Origin of the sequence: Actinocatenispora comari, from assembly GCF_017312725.1 — a bacterium.
Taxonomy (GTDB): domain Bacteria; phylum Actinomycetota; class Actinomycetes; order Mycobacteriales; family Micromonosporaceae; genus Actinocatenispora; species Actinocatenispora comari.
This window is the reverse complement of sequence record NZ_BOPO01000004.1, coordinates 140,839-159,903: the sequence shown is the minus strand read 5'-3', so window position 1 is coordinate 159,903 and position 19,065 is coordinate 140,839. Positions and strand designations below refer to the sequence as shown.

Below are 19,065 nucleotides of genomic sequence, written 5' to 3'. Positions count from 1 at the left end.
TCCTAGCCGGGCTGCCGGGCGGCGGCGAGTTCGGCCCTGTGGACGCGGTAGTACTCGATCGCGTTGAGGGCGGCCAGCGCCGTGCCGAGCAGCGCCAGCGCGGCCAGCGCGGGCAGGAACGGCGCGATCGGCAGCAGCACCAGTACCACCCCGGCGGCGGCCAGCCGGGTCGTCGACACCAGCCGGAACATCTGCCAGCGGGTGTAGCCGAAGGTGGCGAGATACAGCGCGGCACCGCCGTACAGCAGGCCGGTCACCGCCCAGTTCAGGTGCTCGCCGGGGTGCGCGACCGCCTCGCGCATGCCGACCGCCGCCGCGATGATCGCCCCGACGAACGACAGGTGCGCGTACGACAGGACGTGCCGGGCGACGTCGTTCTGCACCTGCGCGGTGGCCATCGAGAACCGCATCGCGTCCTGCGCGTACTGGAAGTAGACCCACCACAGGCCGCAACTGAGCGCGAACGCCGCCGCCACCGCACCCAGTACGCCGGGTGACAGCTCGTGCTCGGCGGCCGCCGGCGCGCCGATCGCGACCACCGACTCGCCCAGCGCGATCAGGACCAGTAGCCCGAACCGTTCGGTCAGGTGCGGCGCGTCGAAGTGCAGCGCGCGCAGCCGGGACCGGGTGACCGTCGGCGCGGCCAGGTCGATCACCGCGGCGGTCGCCCACAGCGCGAGTCGCGCCGGACCGTCGAGGAGGCCGCCGATCACCAGCAGCGGGCCGGAGACCACCGCCGCGATCAGGAACGGCGGGTTGGGTTTGCGGTCCCGGCCGGCGAACGCGATCCCGGCCAGCAGCAACCGGCCGACCCAGTACGAGGCGGCGAACAGCAGGCCGCGATCGCCGTACGCGGCCGGCACCGCCAGCGCCATGAACAGGCCGGTCAACCCCACCGCGAACAGCGCCAGCCGGAACCGGATCGGCCCCAGATCGCGCAGGTTCGCCTGCATCGACGCGCCCACCCAGGTCCAGTACAGCGGCACGAACACGGTCAGCGCGCGCAGCACGCCGAGCCAGGAATGGTGCTCGGCCACCAGCTCCGAGACCTCGGTGATCGCGAACACGAACACCAGATCGAAGAACAGTTCGGCCCAGCTGACCCGCTTCTCGGGTTGCTCCTCGGTCACGCGGACAACCTACCGACCCCGCTCCAACCGGAACGGTGTCGTCCCGCATCGCGCCGACCGGCGCCGGGTCACGGGTCCGCGTCGCCGTCCGCCCCGTCGGTGCCGCAGCCCCTCCCGCCGCCGCCCGCCGCCCCGGCGCCCCCGGTCTCGGCGGCCACCCTCGGTTCGGCGGGCTCGTCGGGCTCGGCGGTCGGTCCGGCTTCGGCGGCCAGCCCGGGGTCGGCGGGCGCGCCGGGCTCGTCGGGGTCTTCGGGGTCGGCGGCGGCGGCGAGCAGCCTGGCGGCGAGGTCGCGGACCAGCCGGCGCAGCTCGGCGGGCCGGTCGACGGTGAACGGCGCGTCCAGCCCGGCGAGTACGGCGGGGAGCCAGTCCAGCCGCTCGGCCCGCAGTTGCACCCGTACCCAGCCGTCGTCGCCCTCGTGCAGGACCGCCAGCGCGGCGGGCAGCCGGGTCCGGATCTGCTCGACCGGCGCGCGCACCCGCAGCGACACCCGGTGGCGCCACGGCGTGCGGGCGAGGGTGGCCGACACGTGGTCGGCCGGATCGAACCCGTCCGGTACCTCGAACCGGCCGGGCAGCGGCCGGGGCGAGTCGATCCGGTCCAGCCGGAACGTGCGCAGCTCGCCGCTGGCCGAGTCCGGCCCGGTCAGGTACCACCGGCCGCCGAGCGCGACGATCCCGTACGGCTGGACGGTGCGCCGACCGGTGCGGCCGTCCCGCGCGGTGTAGCCGATCTCGACCGGCTGCCGGTCGCGCGCGGCCGCCGCGAGCACCAGCAGTACGCCGGTCTCGGGTGGCGTCGCGGCGGGCGCCGGGGTGAGGTCCGCCGTGTCGCGCAATGCGTCGAGCCGGTCGGCGAGCTGCGCTGGCAGTACCCGGTGCAGCTTGGCCGCGGCGCTCTCGGCGGCCGCCGGCGCGGCGGTGTGCCGGCCGGTGAGCAGGCCCAGCAGCACGGCGAGCGCCTCGTCGTCGGTGAACATCAGCGGCGGCAGCCGGTAGCCGGGGGACAGCCGGTAGCCGCCGTAACGGCCGCGGACCGACTGGACCGGGATGTCCAGGTCGACCAGGTGCGCCGCGTAGCGCCGGACGGTGCGCTCGTCGACGCCGAGCCGCGCCGCGAGCTCCCGGACGGTACGCGTGCCGCCGGCCTGCAGGATCTCCAGCAGCGCGAGCACGCGCGCCGTCGGTCGGGTCACACCTGTTCCTTTACCGGGCGGAAGCTGTCCGGTATCGATCCTAGCGTCGTAGCCAGTGCACACCGAGAGGAAGCAGCATCATGAACCTGGTTTCGATCCGGATCATCACCGCCGACGTGGCCCGGCTGGTCGCGTTCTACGAGCTGGTCACCGGGGTGGCCGCCGACTGGGCCACCCCGGACTTCGCCGAGCTGCGTACCGAGGCGGGCACCCTCGCCCTCGGCAGTACCCGCACGGTGCCGCTGTTCGCCCCGGGGTCGGCCGAGCCGGCCGCCAACCGTACGGCGATCGTCGAGTTCCTGGTCGACGACGTGGACGCGCGGTACCGCCGGCTCGCCGGCGCGCTGACCGACGTCGTCACCGAGCCCACCACGATGCCGTGGGGCAACCGGTCGCTGCTGTTCCGCGACCCGGACGGCAACCTGGTCAACCTGTTCACGCCGGTCACCGAGCAGGCGATCGCCCGCTTCTCCCGCTGACCGGCGTCACGAGCTGCGGAGCTTGCCGGCCATGATGTCCAGCGTGAGCCGGAAGTGGTCGTGCGCCGCCTGGTACGCGGCCTCGGTCTCGCGCCCGACGATCGCGTCGACCAGCCGGGTGTGCTCGGCGGTCGCGCGGTCGAGATAGTCCGGCGGGTACGGCTCGGAGTTGAAGCCGAGGGTCGCGCGCGCGTTGAGCTGGTCGCAGAGCGCGGTCAGGTTCGCGTTGCCGGCCATCGCGGTGACGTGCGCGTGCAGCCGGCGGTCGAGCTCACGCGCCGCGGACAGGCTCGTCGCCCGGCGGAACTCGGCGAGCAGCGCGCGCAGCTCGGCGGCCTGCTCGTCGGTGTGCCGTTCGGCCGCGGTGCGCGCGACGAGCCCCTCGATCAGGCAGCGGTACTCGAAGAACTCGGTGAGCTTGGGCAGCTCCTCGGCCAGCGTGCGGCGGGCGACGTCGGTCAGCGCGCTGTCCCAGTCGATCGGTGCGACGAAGGTACCGCCGTCCCGGCCGCGCCGCGACACGATCAGCCCGCGGTCGGTGAGCAGCTTGAGCGCCTCGCGAACGGTGACCCGGCTGACGCCCTGCAGTACGGCGAGGTCACGCTCGGGCGGCAGCCGGTCGCCGGGCGAGTACGCGCCGACGGCGATCGCGGTGATGATGCGGTCGGCGAGTTCGTGCCGGACGGTGCCCATGTCGTCGCTGTTCCTGTTCGTCGGTTGCTCGGCCGGGTGCGCCGGATGTCCGGCGACGGCGGCGCGTCCGTGCCGCGGCGCGGTGCGCCTCGACCTAAAGGTATTGTGCCAATACCTTTTCTGTGCTTGACTGCCACACCGTTGGTCTCGACACGCACGGACCTCGGATGGCTTCCATGACAGCACAGCCGCTCGGCCGGATCGACGAGGGTACGGTCGCCTTCCGCGGCCACCGCACCTGGTACCGCGTCACCCACCCGGCCCGGCCCGCCGACCGGCTACCGGTCGTGGTGCTGCACGGCGGGCCGGGCATCGCGCACGACTACACCCGGTCGATGGCCGGCCTGCTCGGTGCCGACGGCCGGACCGTGGTGCACTACGACCAGCTCGGCTGCGGCCGCAGCAGCCACCTGCCGGAGGCGCCGGCCGGCTTCTGGACCGTGCCGCTGTTCGTCGCCGAACTGCGCAACCTGGTCGACCGGCTCGACGTCCTCGCCGGCGGCTTCCACCTGCTCGGCCAGTCGTGGGGCGGCATGCTCGCCCCCGAGTACGTGCTCGCGCACCCGGCCGGCGTCCGCAGCCTCGTGCTGTGCGACAGCCCGGCGTCGATGCCGTTGTGGGTCGCCGGCACCCGGCAGCTGCTGGCCCGGCTGCCCGCCGAGGTGCAGCAGACCGTGGCGGTGCACGAGGCCGCCGGCAGCACCGACTCGGCCGAGTACCAGGCGGCGGTCGACGCGTTCTACCGCCGGTTCCTGTGCACGCTCGACCCGTACCCGGCCGAGCTGGAGGACAGTTTCGCCGCGCTCGCCGCCGATCCGACCGTCTACCAGACGATGATCGGGCCCAGTGAGTTCCACGTGACCGGCACGCTGGCCGACTGGTCGGTGGTCGACCGGCTGCCGGGGATCGCCGTACCGACTCTCGTCGTCGCCGGCGAGGACGACGAGGCGACGCCGGCCTCGTGGGCGCCGTTCACCGAACGCATCCCGGACGCGCGCAGCCGGGTGTTCGCCGGTGCGAGCCACACCCCGCACCTGGAGGTACCCGACCAGTTCGCCCAGGTGGTGGGCGACTTCCTGCGGGCACACGATCGACCGCGACGGAGCAGCTGATGCCGACCCCCGAGACGACCGCACCCGACCTCGAACAGCTCGGGTACCGCCAGGAACTCCGCCGATCGATGTCGGTCGGCGACGTCGTGGTCTTCGGCCTGATCTACATGGTGCCGATGGCCCCGCTGCCGGTCTTCGGCACCATCGTCAACTTCTCCGCCGGTCAGGTGGCCCTGGTCTACCTGGTCGCCGCGTTCGCGATGGTGTTCAGTGCCCTGTCCTACAAGGAGATGGCGGTCCGGTTCCCGATCGCCGGCTCGGTCTACTCGTACGTGCGGATGGGGCTCCACTCGTTCGCCGGGTTCCTCGCCGGCTGGGCCATCCTGCTCGACTACCTGCTCCTGCCGGCGCTGCTGTCGGTGTTCGCCGCGGCGGCCATGGTCAGCCTCTGGTCGGTGATCCCGGCATGGGTGTGGATCGTGGTGTTCGTCGCGCTCGCCGCGGCGGTCAACCTGGCCGGCATCACCGTGACCGCGACGATGAACAAGCTGTTTCTGGCGGTGCAGCTGGCCGTACTCGGGATCTTCTGTGGCTGGGTGCTCGTCGACGTGGCGCGCGGACGGGCCAGCCTCGAACTGTTCCCGCTGTACAACTCGGACGGCTTCTCCTGGTCGATCGTGTTCGGCGCGATCCCGATCGCGGCGCTCAGCTTCATCGGATTCGACGCGATCTCGACGCTGAACGAGGAGGCGCGCGGTGGTGGCCGCGCGGTCTCCAAGGCCACGATGATCGTGCTGGTGGCGGTGGCCGTGATCTTCTTCCTGCAGGTCTACCTGGCCGCCTGCTACGTTCCGCGGGGCCGGTCGTTCCCGGCCGGGGACGCGGAGAACAACGCGTTCTACGACATCGCCGGGCAGGTCGTCGGGCCGTGGTTCAAGGTGGTGATCACGCTGACCTCGGCGCTGATCGCGATCTTCGCGAACTCGATCGCCTCCCAGGCGACCTCGTCCCGGCTGGTGTTCAGCATGGCCCGGGACGGCCAGCTGCCGCGGCTGCTCGCGACGGTCAGCCGCACGCGACAGGTACCGCGCAACGCGCTGCTGTTCGTCGCCGGGCTGTCCCTGGTCGTGGGCATCCTGGGCACCCGGGCGCAGACGCTGCTGACGACGCTCGTCACCTTCGGCGCGCTGACCGCCTACATCCTGCTGCACGTCTCGGTGTTCGTGCACCTCGGCGTACGGGGGCGCAGCCGCAACGTGTTCCTGCACTGGGTGTCGCCGGTGATCGGTACCGCGGTGCTCGGCTACGCGTTGTGGAACGCCAACACCAACGCCAAGGTCGTCGGTGTCTGCTGGCTGGCCGTCGGCGCCGCCATCGGGCTGTCCTTCCGGCTGCGGGCCCGCCGTCGCCCGGCGGCGGAGCGGCCGGACCGGTCGATCCGGGCCTGACGGGCCGCGGCCGGGGGGACGTCAGGGTCGTGGGCAAGCGTCGTTCCGTTCTCCGGCAAACGTTATTCTGTCCGAACTCCCGGACGGAATAACGTTTGCCCAATTGCCCGACCCGTTGTCGGCATACGTTTTCCCATTTCTCGATCCTTTTTCGAGGCGCCGCCGCGTGCGCGTTCGTGCGCGGACAAACGACGTCCCGCACCAGGTGGATCAGTGCCTGGCGAGCCGACGTGCAAAGTGTCACGATGGCATTCAGAAGTCGGGTGAACATTCGTTAACCTGCGGGCACACACATCCACTTCAGGCGCGGCGACGGCTGCGACCTTGCGAGAGGGGCCGGCGTGACGAAGTACGTGTACGACTTCGCCGAGGGCAACAAGGACCTCAAGGATCTGCTGGGCGGCAAGGGCGCGAACCTGGCCGAGATGACCAACATCGGGCTGCCGGTGCCGCCCGGGTTCACCATCACCACCGAGGCCTGCCGGGCCTACCTGGCCGACGGCGAGCCGCCGGACGGCCTGCGGGCCGAGATCGCCGACCACCTGTCCCGGCTGGAGGAGGGCATCGGCCGCAGGCTGGGTGACCCGGCCGACCCGTTGCTGGTCTCGGTGCGCTCGGGTGCCAAGTTCTCCATGCCGGGAATGATGGAAACGGTGCTCAACGTCGGGCTCAACGACGAATCGGTGCACGGACTGGCCGCCCAGTCCGGCAGCGAACGGTTCGCCTGGGATTCCTACCGCCGGTTGATCCAGATGTTCGGAAAGATCGTGCTGGGCATCGAGGGCGAGCGCTTCGACGACGCGCTGGAGGACAAGAAGCGGGCCCGCGGTTCCGATTCCGACCTGGATCTGACCACCGACGATTTCCGTACCCTGGTGGACGCGTACAAAAAGATCGTGCGGGACGCGACCGGCCGCGACTTTCCGCAGGAACCGGCCGAACAAATGAGCCAGGCGGTCCGTGCGGTGTTCGACTCCTGGAACGCCGAACGCGCCATTCTGTACCGCCGGCAGGAGCGCATTCCGGCCGATCTCGGCACCGCGGTCAACATCGTCGCGATGGTGTTCGGAAACCTCGGCATGGACTCCGGGACGGGCGTCGCGTTCACCCGGGACCCGGCGTCCGGCGCGCAGGGCATCTACGGCGACTACCTGCAGAACGCGCAGGGCGAGGACGTGGTGGCCGGCATCCGCAACACCGTGCCGCTGCAACAGCTCGCCGACATCGACCGCAAGTCGTACGACGAGCTGCTCGACATCATGGCCACCCTGGAACGGCACTACCGCGACCTGTGCGACATCGAGTTCACCATCGAACGCGGCAAGCTGTGGATGCTGCAGACCCGGGTCGGCAAGCGCACCGCCGCCGCCGCGTACGTGATCGCCAACCAGCTGGTCGACGAGGGCATGATCGACCTGGACGAGGCGGTACGCCGGGTCAACGGCGCGCAGCTCGCCCAGCTGATGTTTCCCCGGTTCGACACCGAGGCGAAGAAGGAACGCATCGCGCGCGGCATGAACGCCTCGCCCGGCGCCGCGGTCGGCCGGGTCGTGTTCGACTCGTACACGGCGGTGAAGTGGTCCCGGTCGGGGGAGAAGGTCATCCTGGTCCGGCGCGAGACCAACCCGGACGACCTGAACGGGATGATCGCCGCCGAGGGCATCCTGACCAGCCGCGGCGGCAAGACCTCGCACGCCGCGGTGGTGGCCCGCGGCATGGGCAAGACCTGCGTGTGCGGTGCCGAGGAACTCGACGTCGACACCAAGGGCCGCCGGCTGACCACCCGGGACGGCCTGGTCGTCGAGGAGGGCGACGTGCTGTCCATCGACGGCTCCAACGGCATGGTCTACCGCGGCGAGGTGCCGGTGGTGTCCTCGCCGGTGGTGGAGTACTTCGAGGGCCGCCAGGAGACCGCCGGCGCCGAGGCCGACGTGCTGGTCAAGGCGGTGCACCGGATCATGACCCGGGCCGACGAGGTGCGTTGCCTGGGCGTGCGCGCCAACGCCGACACGCCGGAGGACGCCGCGCGGGCCCGCCGGTTCGGCGCGCAGGGCGTCGGGCTGTGCCGCACCGAGCACATGTTCCTGGGCGATCGCCGGCAGCACGTCGAGCGGCTGATCCTGGCCGACACCGACGACGAGCGCGAGTCCGCGCTCTCGGCGCTGCTGCCGCTGCAGCGCGACGACTTCGTCGGCATCTTCACCGCGATGAACGGCCTGCCGGTCACGGTGCGGCTGCTCGACCCGCCGCTGCACGAGTTCCTGCCCGACATCACCGAGCTGTCGGTTCGGGTGGCGCTCGCCGAGGCGCGCGGCGACGCCAACGAGAACGACCTGCGGCTGCTCCAGGCGGTACACAAGCTGCACGAGCAGAACCCGATGCTCGGGCTGCGCGGGGTGCGGTTGGGCCTGGTCATCCCCGGCCTGTTCACCATGCAGGTACGGGCGATCGCCGAGGCCGCGGCGCAGTGCCGGGCGGCCGGCGGCAACCCGCACGCGGAGATCATGATCCCGCTGGTCGGTACGGTGCAGGAGCTGGAGATCATCCGGGCCGAGGCCGAGGACGTGCTGGCCGAGGTGTCCCGGGAGTCCGGCGAGCAGCTGCACTGCCTGATCGGCACGATGATCGAGCTGCCGCGCGCGGCGCTGACCGCCGGGCAGATCGCCGGCGCCGCCGAGTTCTTCTCGTTCGGCACCAACGACCTGACCCAGACGGTGTGGGGCTTCTCCCGGGACGACGTGGAGGCGGCGTTCTTCTCCGCCTACCTGGAGAAGGGCATCTTCGGGGTGTCGCCGTTCGAGACGCTCGACACCGACGGCGTGGGCCGGCTGGTCCGGCTGGCCACCGAGGAGGGCCGGGCCGCGCGGCCGGAGCTGAAGGTCGGCGTCTGCGGTGAGCACGGCGGCGACCCCGACTCGGTGCACTTCTTCCACCAGGTCGGGCTGGACTACGTGTCCTGCTCGCCGTTCCGGGTGCCGGTGGCGCGACTGGAGGCCGGCCGCGCCGCGCTGCAGAGCTCCGAGTCCGACACCCGCTGACCCGAGCCGGGTTCCCGAACCCGGCGGAACGCGCTCTGCCCGACGAACCGGGCGCCACCCACGGCGCCCGGTTCGTCGCCCGTTCGCCGTACCCGCTCGACGAGCGAATCCGCGGGTCAGCCGGCAGAATGAGGCGTTATGTCTAGCAGGCGCGAGCAGAGCGCGGCCGACTCGAACGGCTCGGGCGCGGTTCGAGGGCGGGCACGATGAGCATCGACATGGCCGACGCGTACATCGCCGAGGGGCTGGCCGCCGACACCGCCGGCTGGGACTTCGACCGGTTCGCCAGCCGGATGAGCACCACCCCGCCGCCCTGGCAGTACGGCCGGCTCGTGGACGCCGCGGTCGACGCCGGCACGGACACCCTGCTCGACCTCGGTACCGGCGGCGGCGAGTGGCTGTCCGGCTGGTTGTCCGGCCGCCCCGCCGAACGGCAGCCGCGCCGGGTGCTCGCGATCGAGTGCTGGCCGCCGAACGTACCGGTCGCCGCCCGCCGGCTGGCCCGGCACGGGGTGGTCGTGGTGGCCGCGGACGGCGCCCAGGACAACGTCGAGCAGGGCCCGGCGGACCGGTCCGGCCGGCTGCCGCTGGCCGACCGCAGCGTCGACGTGATCGTCAACCGGCACGAGGCGTACCGGGCGTCGGAGGTGGCGCGGGTGCTGCGGCCGGGCGGCACGTTCCTGACCCAGCAGGTCGCGTACGGCGAGAGCGACCTGCACCGGCTGCTCGACCTGCCGGAGCCGGAGGCCGGTGACTGGACCCTGCGGTACGCGGTGAACCAGGCCGCCGAGGGCGGGCTCACCGTGCTCGACGGCGGCGTCGGCGCCGACGTCACCGCCTACCACGACGTGGCGCCGCTGGCCTGGTACCTGCGCCAGGTGCCGTGGGCGGTACCGGGCTTCGACCCGGCGCGCAACGCCGACCGGCTGCGCGCGGTGCAGCACCGCATCGACGCCGACGGCCCGGCCGAGGTCCGCCGCCAGCACTTCTGGTTCCGCGCCACCCGCCGCGCCACCTGACCGGCGCCCGCGCCGGTCGCGTCCCCGAGCGGTTCGGATGATCACGCACGGAATCGTCGCGCCGACCAACGGTGAACCGAATCGACCCGCGGGCGCGCCGCCCTCGGTCGGGTTTCCGGTCGGCCGGAGCAATCCTCAAGCGGGGCTCAAAATTTTGCCGCCGATCTTTCCGATTCGACGGTACGGAGGTTAAATTCTGCGTACCGCGGCGATCGGGGGAACGTACGACGCGCTGCGGGGGCGGTCTGCTCACAGCTGTTTACGGAGCGTTTATGCACCTGGGTAGGTTCATCCCTCGACCGACACGTTCGGCAGCGAGAGCGGACTTGTGGGGCGCGAAGTGACACGGCGGGAGCCTCACACTCGGTGATCGATCCGCGGGGCGCGACACCGAGGGCCCCGGGGTGCGCCGGTGCGGAGCCGGCCGGCACCAGGTAAGCGGGAAATAGGGATCGGGAATTGTCGCCAGGCCGGAAATCCACCGGCGAACCGGGCGGGCGAGTACCTGATCCTGCCGCCCATCGACCATTCTTTTCCATTGTTTCGGTCCGCTGTGCCGCGGCCATCGGGGTGTTGCCGCACTCGGGACCAGCCGAACGTTGAAGGGAGTCTGCGTTGCAGGGACTCACCGCGATTCTGTTCCCGGACCAGGGCGCGTACCGACCGGGTGCGCTGACGGCGCTGCGGCAGCGGTCCGCGGCGTCGGCCTGGGCGCTGGAGCGGATCTCCGTCGCCGCCGAGGGGCGGCTCGACCCGCTGCTCGGCGACGATCCAGGCCGCTCCGCGGGCGAGCTGGCCGACGCCGATCCCGGTCTGCTGCAACTCGCCATCTTCGCCACGTCCGTCGCCACCTGGGCGGCGAACGAGGGCAGCGTGTCCGCCGGCTCGGTGATGCTGGGTCATGGCCTCGGCGAGATCGCCGCGCTGACCTGCGCCGGCGGGTACTCGATCGCGGACGGCACGCGCATCGTGCTGGCCCGCAACGAGGCGCTGGCGCAGCTCGGAGCCTGGCGCGGCGGGATGGTCTCGCTCAGCCTCGACGCGAGTCGCGCGGCGGCGGCGATCCGGCTGGTCGACGATCCGACGCTGGCCGTCGCGTCGATGAACACGCCGACGCAGACCGTGATCTCCGGTTCGGACCTCGCCCTGTCCAAGCTGGCCGATCTGGCGCGCGGCATCGACGTCGACTGTGCCCGGCTGGACGCGCCGTACGCGCTGCACGGGCCGCTGATGGCGCGGGCGGTCGAGCCGTTCCAGGCCGAGATCGCCGGCATCCGGCCCGGCCCGCTGCTGCACCGGGTCTACTCGCCGCTGCTGGGACGCTACGTGCTGGACAACGACGACCTGGGCGGCCTGCTGGTCGACCAGTTCCTGTCCCCGGTGAACCTGCTCGGCGCGATCCAGGACCTGTCCATCCACGGCGTCCGCAACTACATCGAGTGCGGCGCCGGCCGGATCACGATCGGCCTGGCCCGCCAGTGCATCCCGGTGGCGCACGCGACCAGCTGGGACGACGAGGCGCCGGTCGCGGCCGACGAGCACCCGGTCGGCGGTGCCGGCGGCGGCAGCCTCGCGGTCGCCCCGCACAGCACCCTGCTCGACGGCGCCGCCGCGGGCGGTACCGGGCGCGTCGACGTCTCGGCGGGCACCGTCGACACGGCGGTACGCCGGGCCGCCGGCGTACCGCTGGCACCGACGGTCGCCTCCCCGGTGCGGGCCGGCACGCCGGTCCCGGCGGCCGGCCGGTTCACCGCCGGGCCGGTACCGGGGTCGATCTGCCTGCCCGCCCGCTGACCACCCGTCCGGCCGGTTCGTCCCCCCGTGCGGCCGGCCGGACGGGTCCCATCCGCCGCGGCGTCGAGCACCGCCGGTCCCGCATGGCGTCAGGAGACGCCGGCCAGGCGCAGCAGCGCGGTGACGGCCACCGCGGCGCCGACCACGACCAGGAACGGGGCGCGCAGCAGCAACGCGACGCCGGCGGCGGCGAGCCCGGCCAGCCGGGCGTCGACGGTCAGTTGACCGCTGCCGGTGGTGAGGGTCTGCACCGCGGTCAGCGCGGCGAGCAGCGCCACCGGCAGCAGTGCCGCGACCCGGCGTACCCAGGGGCGTTCCAGCACCCCGGCCGGCACCGACAGGCCGAGGATCTTCCAGCCGAAGCAGCCGGCGGCCATGCCGAGGATCGCCAGCCACACCAGCAGGTCGTGGCTCATCGGCCCTCCTCCCGGGACTCGTCCGCCGCGACCCGGGTGCCGCGTGCGGTCCGGCGGCCGGCGACCAGCACCAGCGGTACGGCGAGGGTGGCGAGCAGGATCGGCACCCCGGACGGCAGGTACGGGCTGGTCGCCAGCGCGACGAGCACCGCGACGCCGGCCACCCAGTACCGCTCGCGGGCGCCGCGCAGCTGCGGGACGAGCAGCGCGAGGAAGCAGGCGGGGCCGGCCACGTCCAGCCCGTACCGGGACGGGTCGCCGAGCGCGGTGGCGCCGACGGCCCCGGCCAGCGTGGTGGCGTTCCACAGCACGAACAGCGTTGTCGCGGTGGCGGAGAAGCCGAGCCGGGCCGACCGGTGGTCCGGCTGCGCGAGCGTCACCGCGGTCGTCTCGTCGATCACGAACTGCGCGGCGGCGAGCCGCTGCCGGACCCGGGACAGTCCGAGCAGCGGGCCGACGCGCAGCCCGTACAGCGCGTTGCGGGAGCCGAGCAGCAGCGCGCCGACCGCGCCGGGCAGCGGATTGCCGCCCGCCGCCACCGCCGCGACCAGCGCGAACTGCGAGGCGCCGGTGAACGCGAGCAGGCTCAGCACGCAGGCCTGCGCCACGCTCAGCCCGCCGGCCACCGCGGTACCGCCGAACGCCACCCCGGACACGCCCACCGCGATGCCGACACCGAACGAGTCGCGCAACACCGCCCGGCGCGGCCGGGTCGGACTCTCACACACCGTCACACGACCACGCTACGAACCCGCCCCGCCCCGGGTCTTGTACGTTCCTGCACCGCCCGGCACGCCCGCCGACTCCGCGCCGACCAGCCCGCCCGGCGCGGACCGGCCCGTGTCCCGCTAACCGGACGGTGTGCGCGCTGGCCAGCCTGCCCGGTGTGGATCAGCCCGCGTGCTGTCGCCGGTAGGTGCCGGGCGGGACGCCGACGATGCGGCGGAAGTGCCGGGTCAGGTGCGCCTGGTCGACGAACCCGACGGCGGCGGCGACCTCGGCCGGGCGGGCACCGCTGTCGAGCAGCCGGCGCGCCTCCCCGACCCGGTGCTGGGTGAGGAACGCGTGCGGCGGCAGCCCGAAATGCGACCGGAAGCTGCGTGCCAGCGCGAACGGCCCGGTACCGACCGCGGCGGCCAGCTCGTCCAGGGTCGGTGGCGCGGCGAGCCGGTCGAGCAGCAGGGCACGGGCGCGTACCGCCAGGTGGGCGTCGGGCCGGTTCGGGGTGGCGAGCGCCGGCCGGCGCCCGGCGTGGCGGGTCAGCAGCCCGGCGAACAGCTCGTGGGTGAGCGCGGCGGCGGCCAGCGCGTCGTCCGTCTCGGCCGCCTGGTGCGCGGCCAGCAGCAGCCCGGCGAGCCGGGGGTCGTCCACCACCGGTTCGGGGAACCACGGCGTGCCGGGCGGCAGCCCCAGCTCGTCGGCGACCGCCCGCAGCGCCGGTACCGACGGGTAGAGCACCCGGTAGGCCCAGCCGCCCGGCACGCCCGGTTCGCCGGTGTGCACGGTGTCCGGGTTGACCAGCCCGATGCCGCCGGCGCCGGCCCGCACCACGTCGCCGCGGTACCACCACTGCTCGACGCCGTCGCGGATCAGCGCGATCGCGTACGCGTCGTGCGTGTGCCGGGCGTACCGGTGGTCGACGAACCGGGCCCGCAGCAGGTCGACGTCCGGCAGCGCCGGATGCCGCCAGAACCGCGCCGTCTCGCCCGCCCCCATACCGGAACGGTACGAGCCGGAGCGCCGCGGCGGCCAGCCGGTTCCCACCGCCGCCCTGCGGGCGAACGTACGGACTCCGGTTCGCCCGGTCGGAGCCAGGAAGACACGCCCTAGGCTGGCGGCATGACCGACGTCGATGGGTACGGCGCGGCGGCGGGTTACGAGCCGGCCGCGATGGCCCGGTACGCGGAGGAGCCGCCGAAGGACACCGGCGCGGCGCGCAGCCCGTTCGCCCGGGACCGGGCCCGGATCCTGCACAGCGCGGCGTTTCGCCGGCTCGCCGCGAAGACCCAGGTGCACCAGGCCGGTCCGGCGCCGGCCGGGGTGGACGACTTCCCGCGGACCCGGCTGACGCACTCGCTGGAGGTCGCGCAGATCGCCCGGGAGATGGGGCAGCGGCTCGGCTGCGACGCCGACGTGGTCGACTCCGCCGGGCTGGCGCACGACCTGGGCCACCCGCCGTTCGGGCACAACGGCGAGGCGGCGCTGGACGAGCTGGCCCGCGGTTGCGGCGGTTTCGAGGGCAATGCGCAGACGCTGCGGGTGGTGACCCGGCTGGAGGCGAAGGTGGTCGACGAGGCCGGCGTCTCGGTCGGCCTCAACCTGACCCGGGCCACCCTGGACGCGGCCGGCAAGTACCCGTGGCCGCGCGGTGCGGCGCCCGACGGCGGCGGCAAGTTCGGCGTGTACGCCGACGACCGGCCGGTGTTCGACTGGCTGCGCGCCGGTGCGCCGGACCGGCGGCCGTGCCTGGAGGCGCAGGTGATGGACTGGGCCGACGACGTCGCCTACTCGGTGCACGACATCGAGGACGGCGTGCACGGCGGGTACCTGCGCCCCGAGCTGCTGGCCGATCCGGACGAGCGGGCCGCGCTGTGCCAGCTGGTGGCCACCGAGTACTCGACCGAGTCCGCGGTCGACCTGGCCGGCGTGCTCGCCGAGCTGCTCACCGACCCGGTGGTGGCGCCGCTGTCCGGCTACGACGGCGGGCCGGGCGCGACGGTGGCGCTCAAGCGGGCCGCCTCGGCGCTGATCGGCCGGTTCGTCGACGCCGCGGTCGGCGAGACCCGCTGCCGGTACGGCACCGGGCCGCTGCACCGGTACGCGGCGGACCTGGTGGTACCCCGGCGTACCCGGGCCGAGTGCGCCCTGCTCAAGGGGATGGCCTGGCGGTACGTGCTGGCCCGGCCGGACGCCGCCCGCCGGTACCAGCGGCAGCGGGAGCTACTGCACGACCTGGTCACCGAGCTGGTGGTGCGCGCCCCGGACGCGCTGGACCCGCTGTTCGCGCCACAGTGGCGGGCGGCGGCGGACGACCCGGCCCGGCTGCGGGTGGTGATCGACCAGGTGGCGAGCCTCACCGACACCTCCGCGGTCGGCTGGTACCACCGCCTCACCGGCAGCCCCACCGTCGCCCTCTGACGACTCCTGCCGGCCCGCGGGCGCGCGCAGATCCGGCCGGGCGGGGGGCGGTCAGCGGTCGACCGTGGTGCGGCCGACGCCGGTGACCCGGCGGAACACCGTGTCCCGGGCGAGCGAGCGGGCCAGCCGGTGCACGATCGCCTGCCCGCGCGCGTCGCCGGACCGCGCCGCCGCGAACACCTGCCGCGGGGTGGTTCCGGCCGGCAACCCGGCCCGGCGCGCCTCGTCGACGAGACCGAGGCGGACAGTTGCCGGTCCAGGTCGGTACGCCGGTCAGCGTCGGGCAGCCCGTCGGGCCAGTCGTCGGCCGGGATCTGACCGATCTCGCCGGCGATCCCGGACGAGCCGCGGCGCAGTTCCCCGTCGATGACGATGCCCAGCCCCGGCCCGGTACCGAGCGACAGGAACACGAAGTCGGCCACGGTACGGCCGTGCCCGTGCGCGCGTTCCCCCAGCGCGGCGAGGTTGACGTCGTTCTCCACCGTGACCGGGCCGGGGATCGCGGTGCGCAGCAACGGGATCAGCCCGTCACCGGCGTTCGGCAGGGAGTCGCCGAGCAGCAACGTCTCGCCGTCCGGCCGGATCGCGGCCGGCAACCCGACGACGGTGTGCGCCGCCGGGCCGGTGCGGCCCTGGACCCGGCCGGACTCGACCACCACCCCGGCCGCCAGCAGGGTGTCGAGCGCGAGCGTGATCGTCTGCTTGGACAGCCCGGTGGCGGCGGCGAGGTCGTTGCGGGCGATCGCGCCGGAGTCGGCGCTGCACTCCAGCACGGCCCGCGCGTTCATCGACCGCAGCAGGCTCGGAGTGCCGGCGAGCGGCGCGTCACCTCGCGCTGCCATCCGGCCCTCGCTTCCCGGTGCGGAAACAGTTCGGAAGGTAGCCGATTCGTGCGGAACCTGGGACGGCGGCCCGGCCCTGTCGAGCCCGCGCGCCGACCCGTGCCGTGGCCGGACCGGCGCCCCGGCGTACGACGCGTTCGCCGCCGGGCGACCGGACCGGCGCGTTCGGGTTGTCCGGGTCGGTCGGTGGGGGCAGGCTTGAGGTCATGACCGAACCGATCACCCCGGATGGCGAGACCGAACGCGACGAGGCGCGTGAGGTGGGCCGCCCGCCAGGCAGCACCAAACCGGAGACGTTCGTCGTGGTCGGTGGCGGCCTCACCGCCGGCCGGGCGGTCGAGACGCTGCGCGCCGACGGGTACGAGGGCCGCCTCGTGCTGCTCACCGACGAGGAGGAACTGCCGTACGAGCGGCCGCCGCTGTCGAAGGGCTACCTGCTCGGCAACGACCCGCGCAGCGTCGTGTTCTGCCACGACGAGTCCTGGTACGCGCAGCACCGCGTCGAGGTGCGCCGGGGCGTGCGGGCCACCATGCTCGACACCACCGAGCACCTGCTCACCCTGGACGGCTACCACGAGCTGCGCTACGACCAGCTGTTGCTGGCCACCGGCTCCCGGGTGCGCACCCTCGACGTGCCCGGCGGGCAGCTGCCCGGGGTGCGCTACCTGCGCACCCTGGACGACTCCGACGACCTGCTCGCGCTGCTGCGGGCCGCCGGCGACGGCCGGCGCCTGGTGGTCGTCGGCGCCGGCTGGATCGGCCTGGAGGTGGCCGCCGCCGGCATCTCGCACGGGTTGTCGGTGACCGTGGTCGAACCCGAGCCCTGCCCGCTGCGCCGGGTGCTCGGCGACGAGCTCGGCGAGTTCTTCACCAAGCTGCACAGCGACCACGGCGTCGACTTCCGCTTCGGTACCACCGTCGAGGAGATCCGTGGCGAGCGCGGCGGGGTCGCGGGCGTCCGGCTGTCCGACGGGACCGAGCTGCCGGCCGGCCTGGTCGTGATCGGCGTCGGCGTCCGGCCCGCGGTCGAGCTCGCGGTCGCGGCCGGGATCGCCGTCGACGACGGCATCGTCACCGACGAGCGGCTGCGCACCTCCGCGCAGGACGTGTTCGCGGCCGGCGACGTCGCGAACTCGTACCGGCCGTGGCTGGGGCGGCGGATCCGGGTCGAGCACTGGTCGAACGCGCAGGACGGCGGGGTCGCGGCGGCGCACTCGATGCTCGGCCACGACCACGTGTACGACCAGGTGCCGTTCTTCTTCTCCGATCAGTACGACCTGGGGTTGGAGTACTCGGGCTTCGTCGACGACGTGGCGGCGCCGGACGTGCGGGTGGTGTACCGCGGCGATCCGGGCAGCCGCGAGTTCGTCGCGTTCTGGTTGCGCGGCGACCGGGTGCTCGCCGGCATGAACGTCAACGTCTGGGACGTCAGCGGCCACGTCGAGGCGATCGTGAAGGCGGGCCGCCCGGTCGACGTGGACCGGCTGACCGACCCGTCGGTACCGCTGGAGTCGCTCGCCGGTTGACCCGGCGCCGTGGCCGGTTGACCCGCCGCCGTGGCCGGTCGCCCCGGCCGGCCACGGCGGCGCGGTGCGCCGCACTCGGTGCGCCGCGAGCAGCGCGCTCCCGGTCGGCGGCGCGCTCGCGGTCGGTGTGCTGTCAGCGCCCGCGGCACTCGGTCGGCGGCGCAGGGCGCTCGGTCGGCGGCGCCGGGCCCTCGGTCGGCGGCGCGGGGCGCTCGGTCAGCGGCGCGCGGCGGTCGGTCGGCCGTGCGCGGCGAGGAAGCTGTCGATGCCGTCGAGCAGCCGGGCCAGCCCGAACTCGAACATCGAGTCCAGGTCGGCGTCCACCTCGTCGTGCATCGCCACCGACAGCTGCGGGAAGCGCCGCTGGTCGGCGATGGCCAGCATCGACGGCTTCTGTTGCAGCATCCACTCCTCGTCGGTGAGCCCGGTGTCCTCGCGGGCCCGCACCTCCGGCTCGATGTTGACCGCCAGCCCGCGGGTGTACATCAGCACGCTCAGCCCGAGCTGGAACCGGGTGTCGAGTTCCAGCTCGTACCCGTCGAACGCGGCCAGCAGCCACTCGCTGTAGTCCATCCCGTTCGGGATCGACTGCGGCCGGGTCATCGACAGCGCCTGCGCGGCCCAGGGATGGCGCTGGCAGAACCCCCACATGGCCCGGGCGGCGGCCTCGCACCGGGCGCGCCAGCCGGCCGGCGGCGGATCGGGCAGCGGCCGTTCGCCGATCGCGGTGTCGAGCATCAGGGTGACCAGCTCGTCGCGGCTCGCCACGTGCCGGTACACCGACATGGTGGCGATGCCGAGCTCGGTGGCGACCCGGCGCATCGACACGCCGGTCAGCCCGTCCGCGTCGGCGAGGGCGATCGCCGCGTGCACCACCTCGTCCCGGCCGGCCGGGGTCGCCGGACGCGGGGGCCGCTGCCCGCCGCGCCGGGCCGGGGTCGCGATCGGCTCGGGGGAGCGCCCTACGTCGGCGACGACGGTACCGACGCCGGGGACGGGACGGACCAGCCCGGCCTGCCGCAGCGCGGTCAGCGCCTTGGTGGCGGTCGCCATCGCCACGCCGTAGTCGGCCACCAGCCGCCGGGTCGACGGTACGGCCGCGCCGGGTGCCAGCTCGCCGGACTCGATGCGCGCCCGGATGTCCGTCACGATCTGCCGGTACGTCGCCGCCATCGCCACCTCCGCACTAGTGCACTGGATCATACTCTCCTGGTGCACTAGTGCGTCGAGCATCATGATTCTGGCTCAACCACACCGCTTCTGCGCCGTGCCCAGGTGTATGTACAGTGTACTG

16 protein-coding genes and 1 pseudogene are annotated in these 19,065 nt (G+C 73.4%); 8 read left to right on the top strand and 9 right to left on the bottom strand.

Features of this window, described 5'->3' with window-relative positions:
- Positions 1–2 precede the first annotated feature (2 nt).
- Both NUM_RS02495 and NUM_RS02490 read right to left on the bottom strand, forming a co-directional pair.
- On the bottom strand, positions 3–1,130 hold the full coding sequence (locus NUM_RS02495) for a low temperature requirement protein A (protein ID WP_207122871.1): 1,128 nt from the start codon (positions 1,128–1,130) through the stop codon (positions 3–5).
- Positions 1,131–1,198: 68 nt separating this feature from the next.
- Complete coding sequence (locus NUM_RS02490; RefSeq protein WP_207122870.1) at positions 1,199–2,326, bottom strand: helix-turn-helix transcriptional regulator; 1,128 nt, start codon at positions 2,324–2,326, stop codon at positions 1,199–1,201.
- A gap of 80 nt (positions 2,327–2,406) precedes the next feature.
- Between NUM_RS02490 and NUM_RS02485 the strand changes: the two genes are divergently transcribed.
- A complete protein-coding gene (locus tag NUM_RS02485; RefSeq protein WP_207122869.1) occupies positions 2,407–2,805 on the top strand; it encodes a VOC family protein in 399 nt (132 codons plus the stop codon).
- 6 nt (positions 2,806–2,811) lie between these two features.
- Here the strand turns inward: NUM_RS02485 and NUM_RS02480 are convergent, their stop codons facing one another.
- Positions 2,812–3,498, bottom strand: coding sequence for a FadR/GntR family transcriptional regulator (locus NUM_RS02480; protein WP_207122868.1), 687 nt, complete (start codon positions 3,496–3,498; stop codon positions 2,812–2,814).
- A 176-nt stretch (positions 3,499–3,674) separates the two neighbouring features.
- Here NUM_RS02480 and NUM_RS02475 point away from each other — a divergent pair, with 176 nt between their 5' ends.
- The 5 genes from NUM_RS02475 to NUM_RS02455 all read left to right on the top strand — a co-directional run bounded on the left by NUM_RS02475 (position 3,675) and on the right by NUM_RS02455 (position 11,849).
- Positions 3,675–4,610, top strand: a complete 936-nt coding sequence (locus NUM_RS02475; RefSeq protein WP_207122867.1) for a proline iminopeptidase-family hydrolase — start codon at positions 3,675–3,677, stop codon at positions 4,608–4,610.
- The gene (locus tag NUM_RS02470) at positions 4,610–5,998 is read left to right on the top strand and encodes an APC family permease (RefSeq protein WP_207122866.1); all 1,389 of its coding nucleotides are present in this window, start codon (positions 4,610–4,612) and stop codon (positions 5,996–5,998) included. Before NUM_RS02475 ends, NUM_RS02470 begins: the two co-directional genes overlap by 1 nt.
- A gap of 341 nt (positions 5,999–6,339) precedes the next feature.
- Entirely contained in the window at positions 6,340–9,036 is a 2,697-nt protein-coding gene (gene ppdK, locus NUM_RS02465) for a pyruvate, phosphate dikinase (protein ID WP_207122865.1), read from the top strand.
- Between the two features lie 206 nt (positions 9,037–9,242).
- Complete coding sequence (locus NUM_RS02460) at positions 9,243–10,055, top strand: class I SAM-dependent methyltransferase (protein ID WP_207122864.1); 813 nt, start codon at positions 9,243–9,245, stop codon at positions 10,053–10,055.
- Positions 10,056–10,670: 615 nt separating this feature from the next.
- Positions 10,671–11,849 (top strand): ACP S-malonyltransferase, encoded by a 1,179-nt coding sequence (locus NUM_RS02455; RefSeq protein WP_207122863.1) that lies wholly within the window; start codon positions 10,671–10,673, stop codon positions 11,847–11,849.
- A gap of 89 nt (positions 11,850–11,938) precedes the next feature.
- Here the strand turns inward: NUM_RS02455 and NUM_RS02450 are convergent, their stop codons facing one another.
- The 3 genes from NUM_RS02450 to NUM_RS02440 form a co-directional block, all read right to left on the bottom strand.
- Entirely contained in the window at positions 11,939–12,265 is a 327-nt protein-coding gene (locus NUM_RS02450) for an AzlD domain-containing protein (RefSeq protein ID WP_225918282.1), read from the bottom strand.
- Complete coding sequence (locus tag NUM_RS02445; RefSeq protein ID WP_225918281.1) at positions 12,262–12,999, bottom strand: AzlC family ABC transporter permease; 738 nt, start codon at positions 12,997–12,999, stop codon at positions 12,262–12,264. Before NUM_RS02445 ends, NUM_RS02450 begins: the two co-directional genes overlap by 4 nt.
- Before the next feature lie 157 nt (positions 13,000–13,156).
- Positions 13,157–13,981 (bottom strand): AraC family transcriptional regulator, encoded by an 825-nt coding sequence (locus NUM_RS02440; RefSeq protein ID WP_207122862.1) that lies wholly within the window; start codon positions 13,979–13,981, stop codon positions 13,157–13,159.
- A gap of 123 nt (positions 13,982–14,104) precedes the next feature.
- Here NUM_RS02440 and NUM_RS02435 point away from each other — a divergent pair, with 123 nt between their 5' ends.
- Positions 14,105–15,403 carry a deoxyguanosinetriphosphate triphosphohydrolase gene (locus NUM_RS02435; protein ID WP_207122861.1) on the top strand — a complete coding sequence of 433 codons (1,299 nt, stop codon included), beginning with the start codon at positions 14,105–14,107 and terminating at the stop codon, positions 15,401–15,403.
- Between the two features lie 51 nt (positions 15,404–15,454).
- Here NUM_RS02435 and NUM_RS37590 read toward each other — a convergent pair whose 3' ends face one another.
- Both NUM_RS37590 and NUM_RS37885 read right to left on the bottom strand, forming a co-directional pair.
- On the bottom strand, positions 15,455–15,583 hold the full coding sequence (locus NUM_RS37590; protein ID WP_263975096.1) for a hypothetical protein: 129 nt from the start codon (positions 15,581–15,583) through the stop codon (positions 15,455–15,457).
- Positions 15,584–15,714: 131 nt separating this feature from the next.
- Positions 15,715–16,191 (bottom strand): annotated as a pseudogene (locus NUM_RS37885) (ROK family protein); the annotation flags it as partial.
- A 260-nt stretch (positions 16,192–16,451) separates the two neighbouring features.
- Here NUM_RS37885 and NUM_RS02430 point away from each other — a divergent pair.
- Complete coding sequence (locus NUM_RS02430) at positions 16,452–17,771, top strand: NAD(P)/FAD-dependent oxidoreductase (protein ID WP_207122860.1); 1,320 nt, start codon at positions 16,452–16,454, stop codon at positions 17,769–17,771.
- Positions 17,772–17,987: 216 nt separating this feature from the next.
- Here the strand turns inward: NUM_RS02430 and NUM_RS02425 are convergent, their stop codons facing one another.
- Positions 17,988–18,944, bottom strand: a complete 957-nt coding sequence (locus NUM_RS02425) for a TetR/AcrR family transcriptional regulator C-terminal domain-containing protein (RefSeq protein ID WP_207122859.1) — start codon at positions 18,942–18,944, stop codon at positions 17,988–17,990.
- Between the last annotated feature and the right edge of the window lie 121 nt (positions 18,945–19,065).

Bases quoted from the DNA above. Each gene is read 5' to 3' on its own strand.
- NUM_RS02485 (WP_207122869.1), top strand. From the start codon at position 2,407: ATGAACCTGGTTTCGATCCGGATCATCACCGCCGACGTGGCCCGGCTG.
- NUM_RS02480 (WP_207122868.1), bottom strand. From the start codon at position 3,498: ATGGGCACCGTCCGGCACGAACTCGCCGACCGCATCATCACCGCGATC.
- NUM_RS02475 (WP_207122867.1), top strand. From the start codon at position 3,675: ATGACAGCACAGCCGCTCGGCCGGATCGACGAGGGTACGGTCGCCTTC.
- NUM_RS02470 (WP_207122866.1), top strand. From the start codon at position 4,610: ATGCCGACCCCCGAGACGACCGCACCCGACCTCGAACAGCTCGGGTAC.
- NUM_RS02460 (WP_207122864.1), top strand. From the start codon at position 9,243: ATGAGCATCGACATGGCCGACGCGTACATCGCCGAGGGGCTGGCCGCC.
- NUM_RS02450 (WP_225918282.1), bottom strand. From the start codon at position 12,265: ATGAGCCACGACCTGCTGGTGTGGCTGGCGATCCTCGGCATGGCCGCC.
- NUM_RS02440 (WP_207122862.1), bottom strand. From the start codon at position 13,981: ATGGGGGCGGGCGAGACGGCGCGGTTCTGGCGGCATCCGGCGCTGCCG.
- NUM_RS02435 (WP_207122861.1), top strand. From the start codon at position 14,105: ATGACCGACGTCGATGGGTACGGCGCGGCGGCGGGTTACGAGCCGGCC.
- NUM_RS02430 (WP_207122860.1), top strand. From the start codon at position 16,452: ATGACCGAACCGATCACCCCGGATGGCGAGACCGAACGCGACGAGGCG.
- NUM_RS02425 (WP_207122859.1), bottom strand. From the start codon at position 18,944: ATGGCGGCGACGTACCGGCAGATCGTGACGGACATCCGGGCGCGCATC.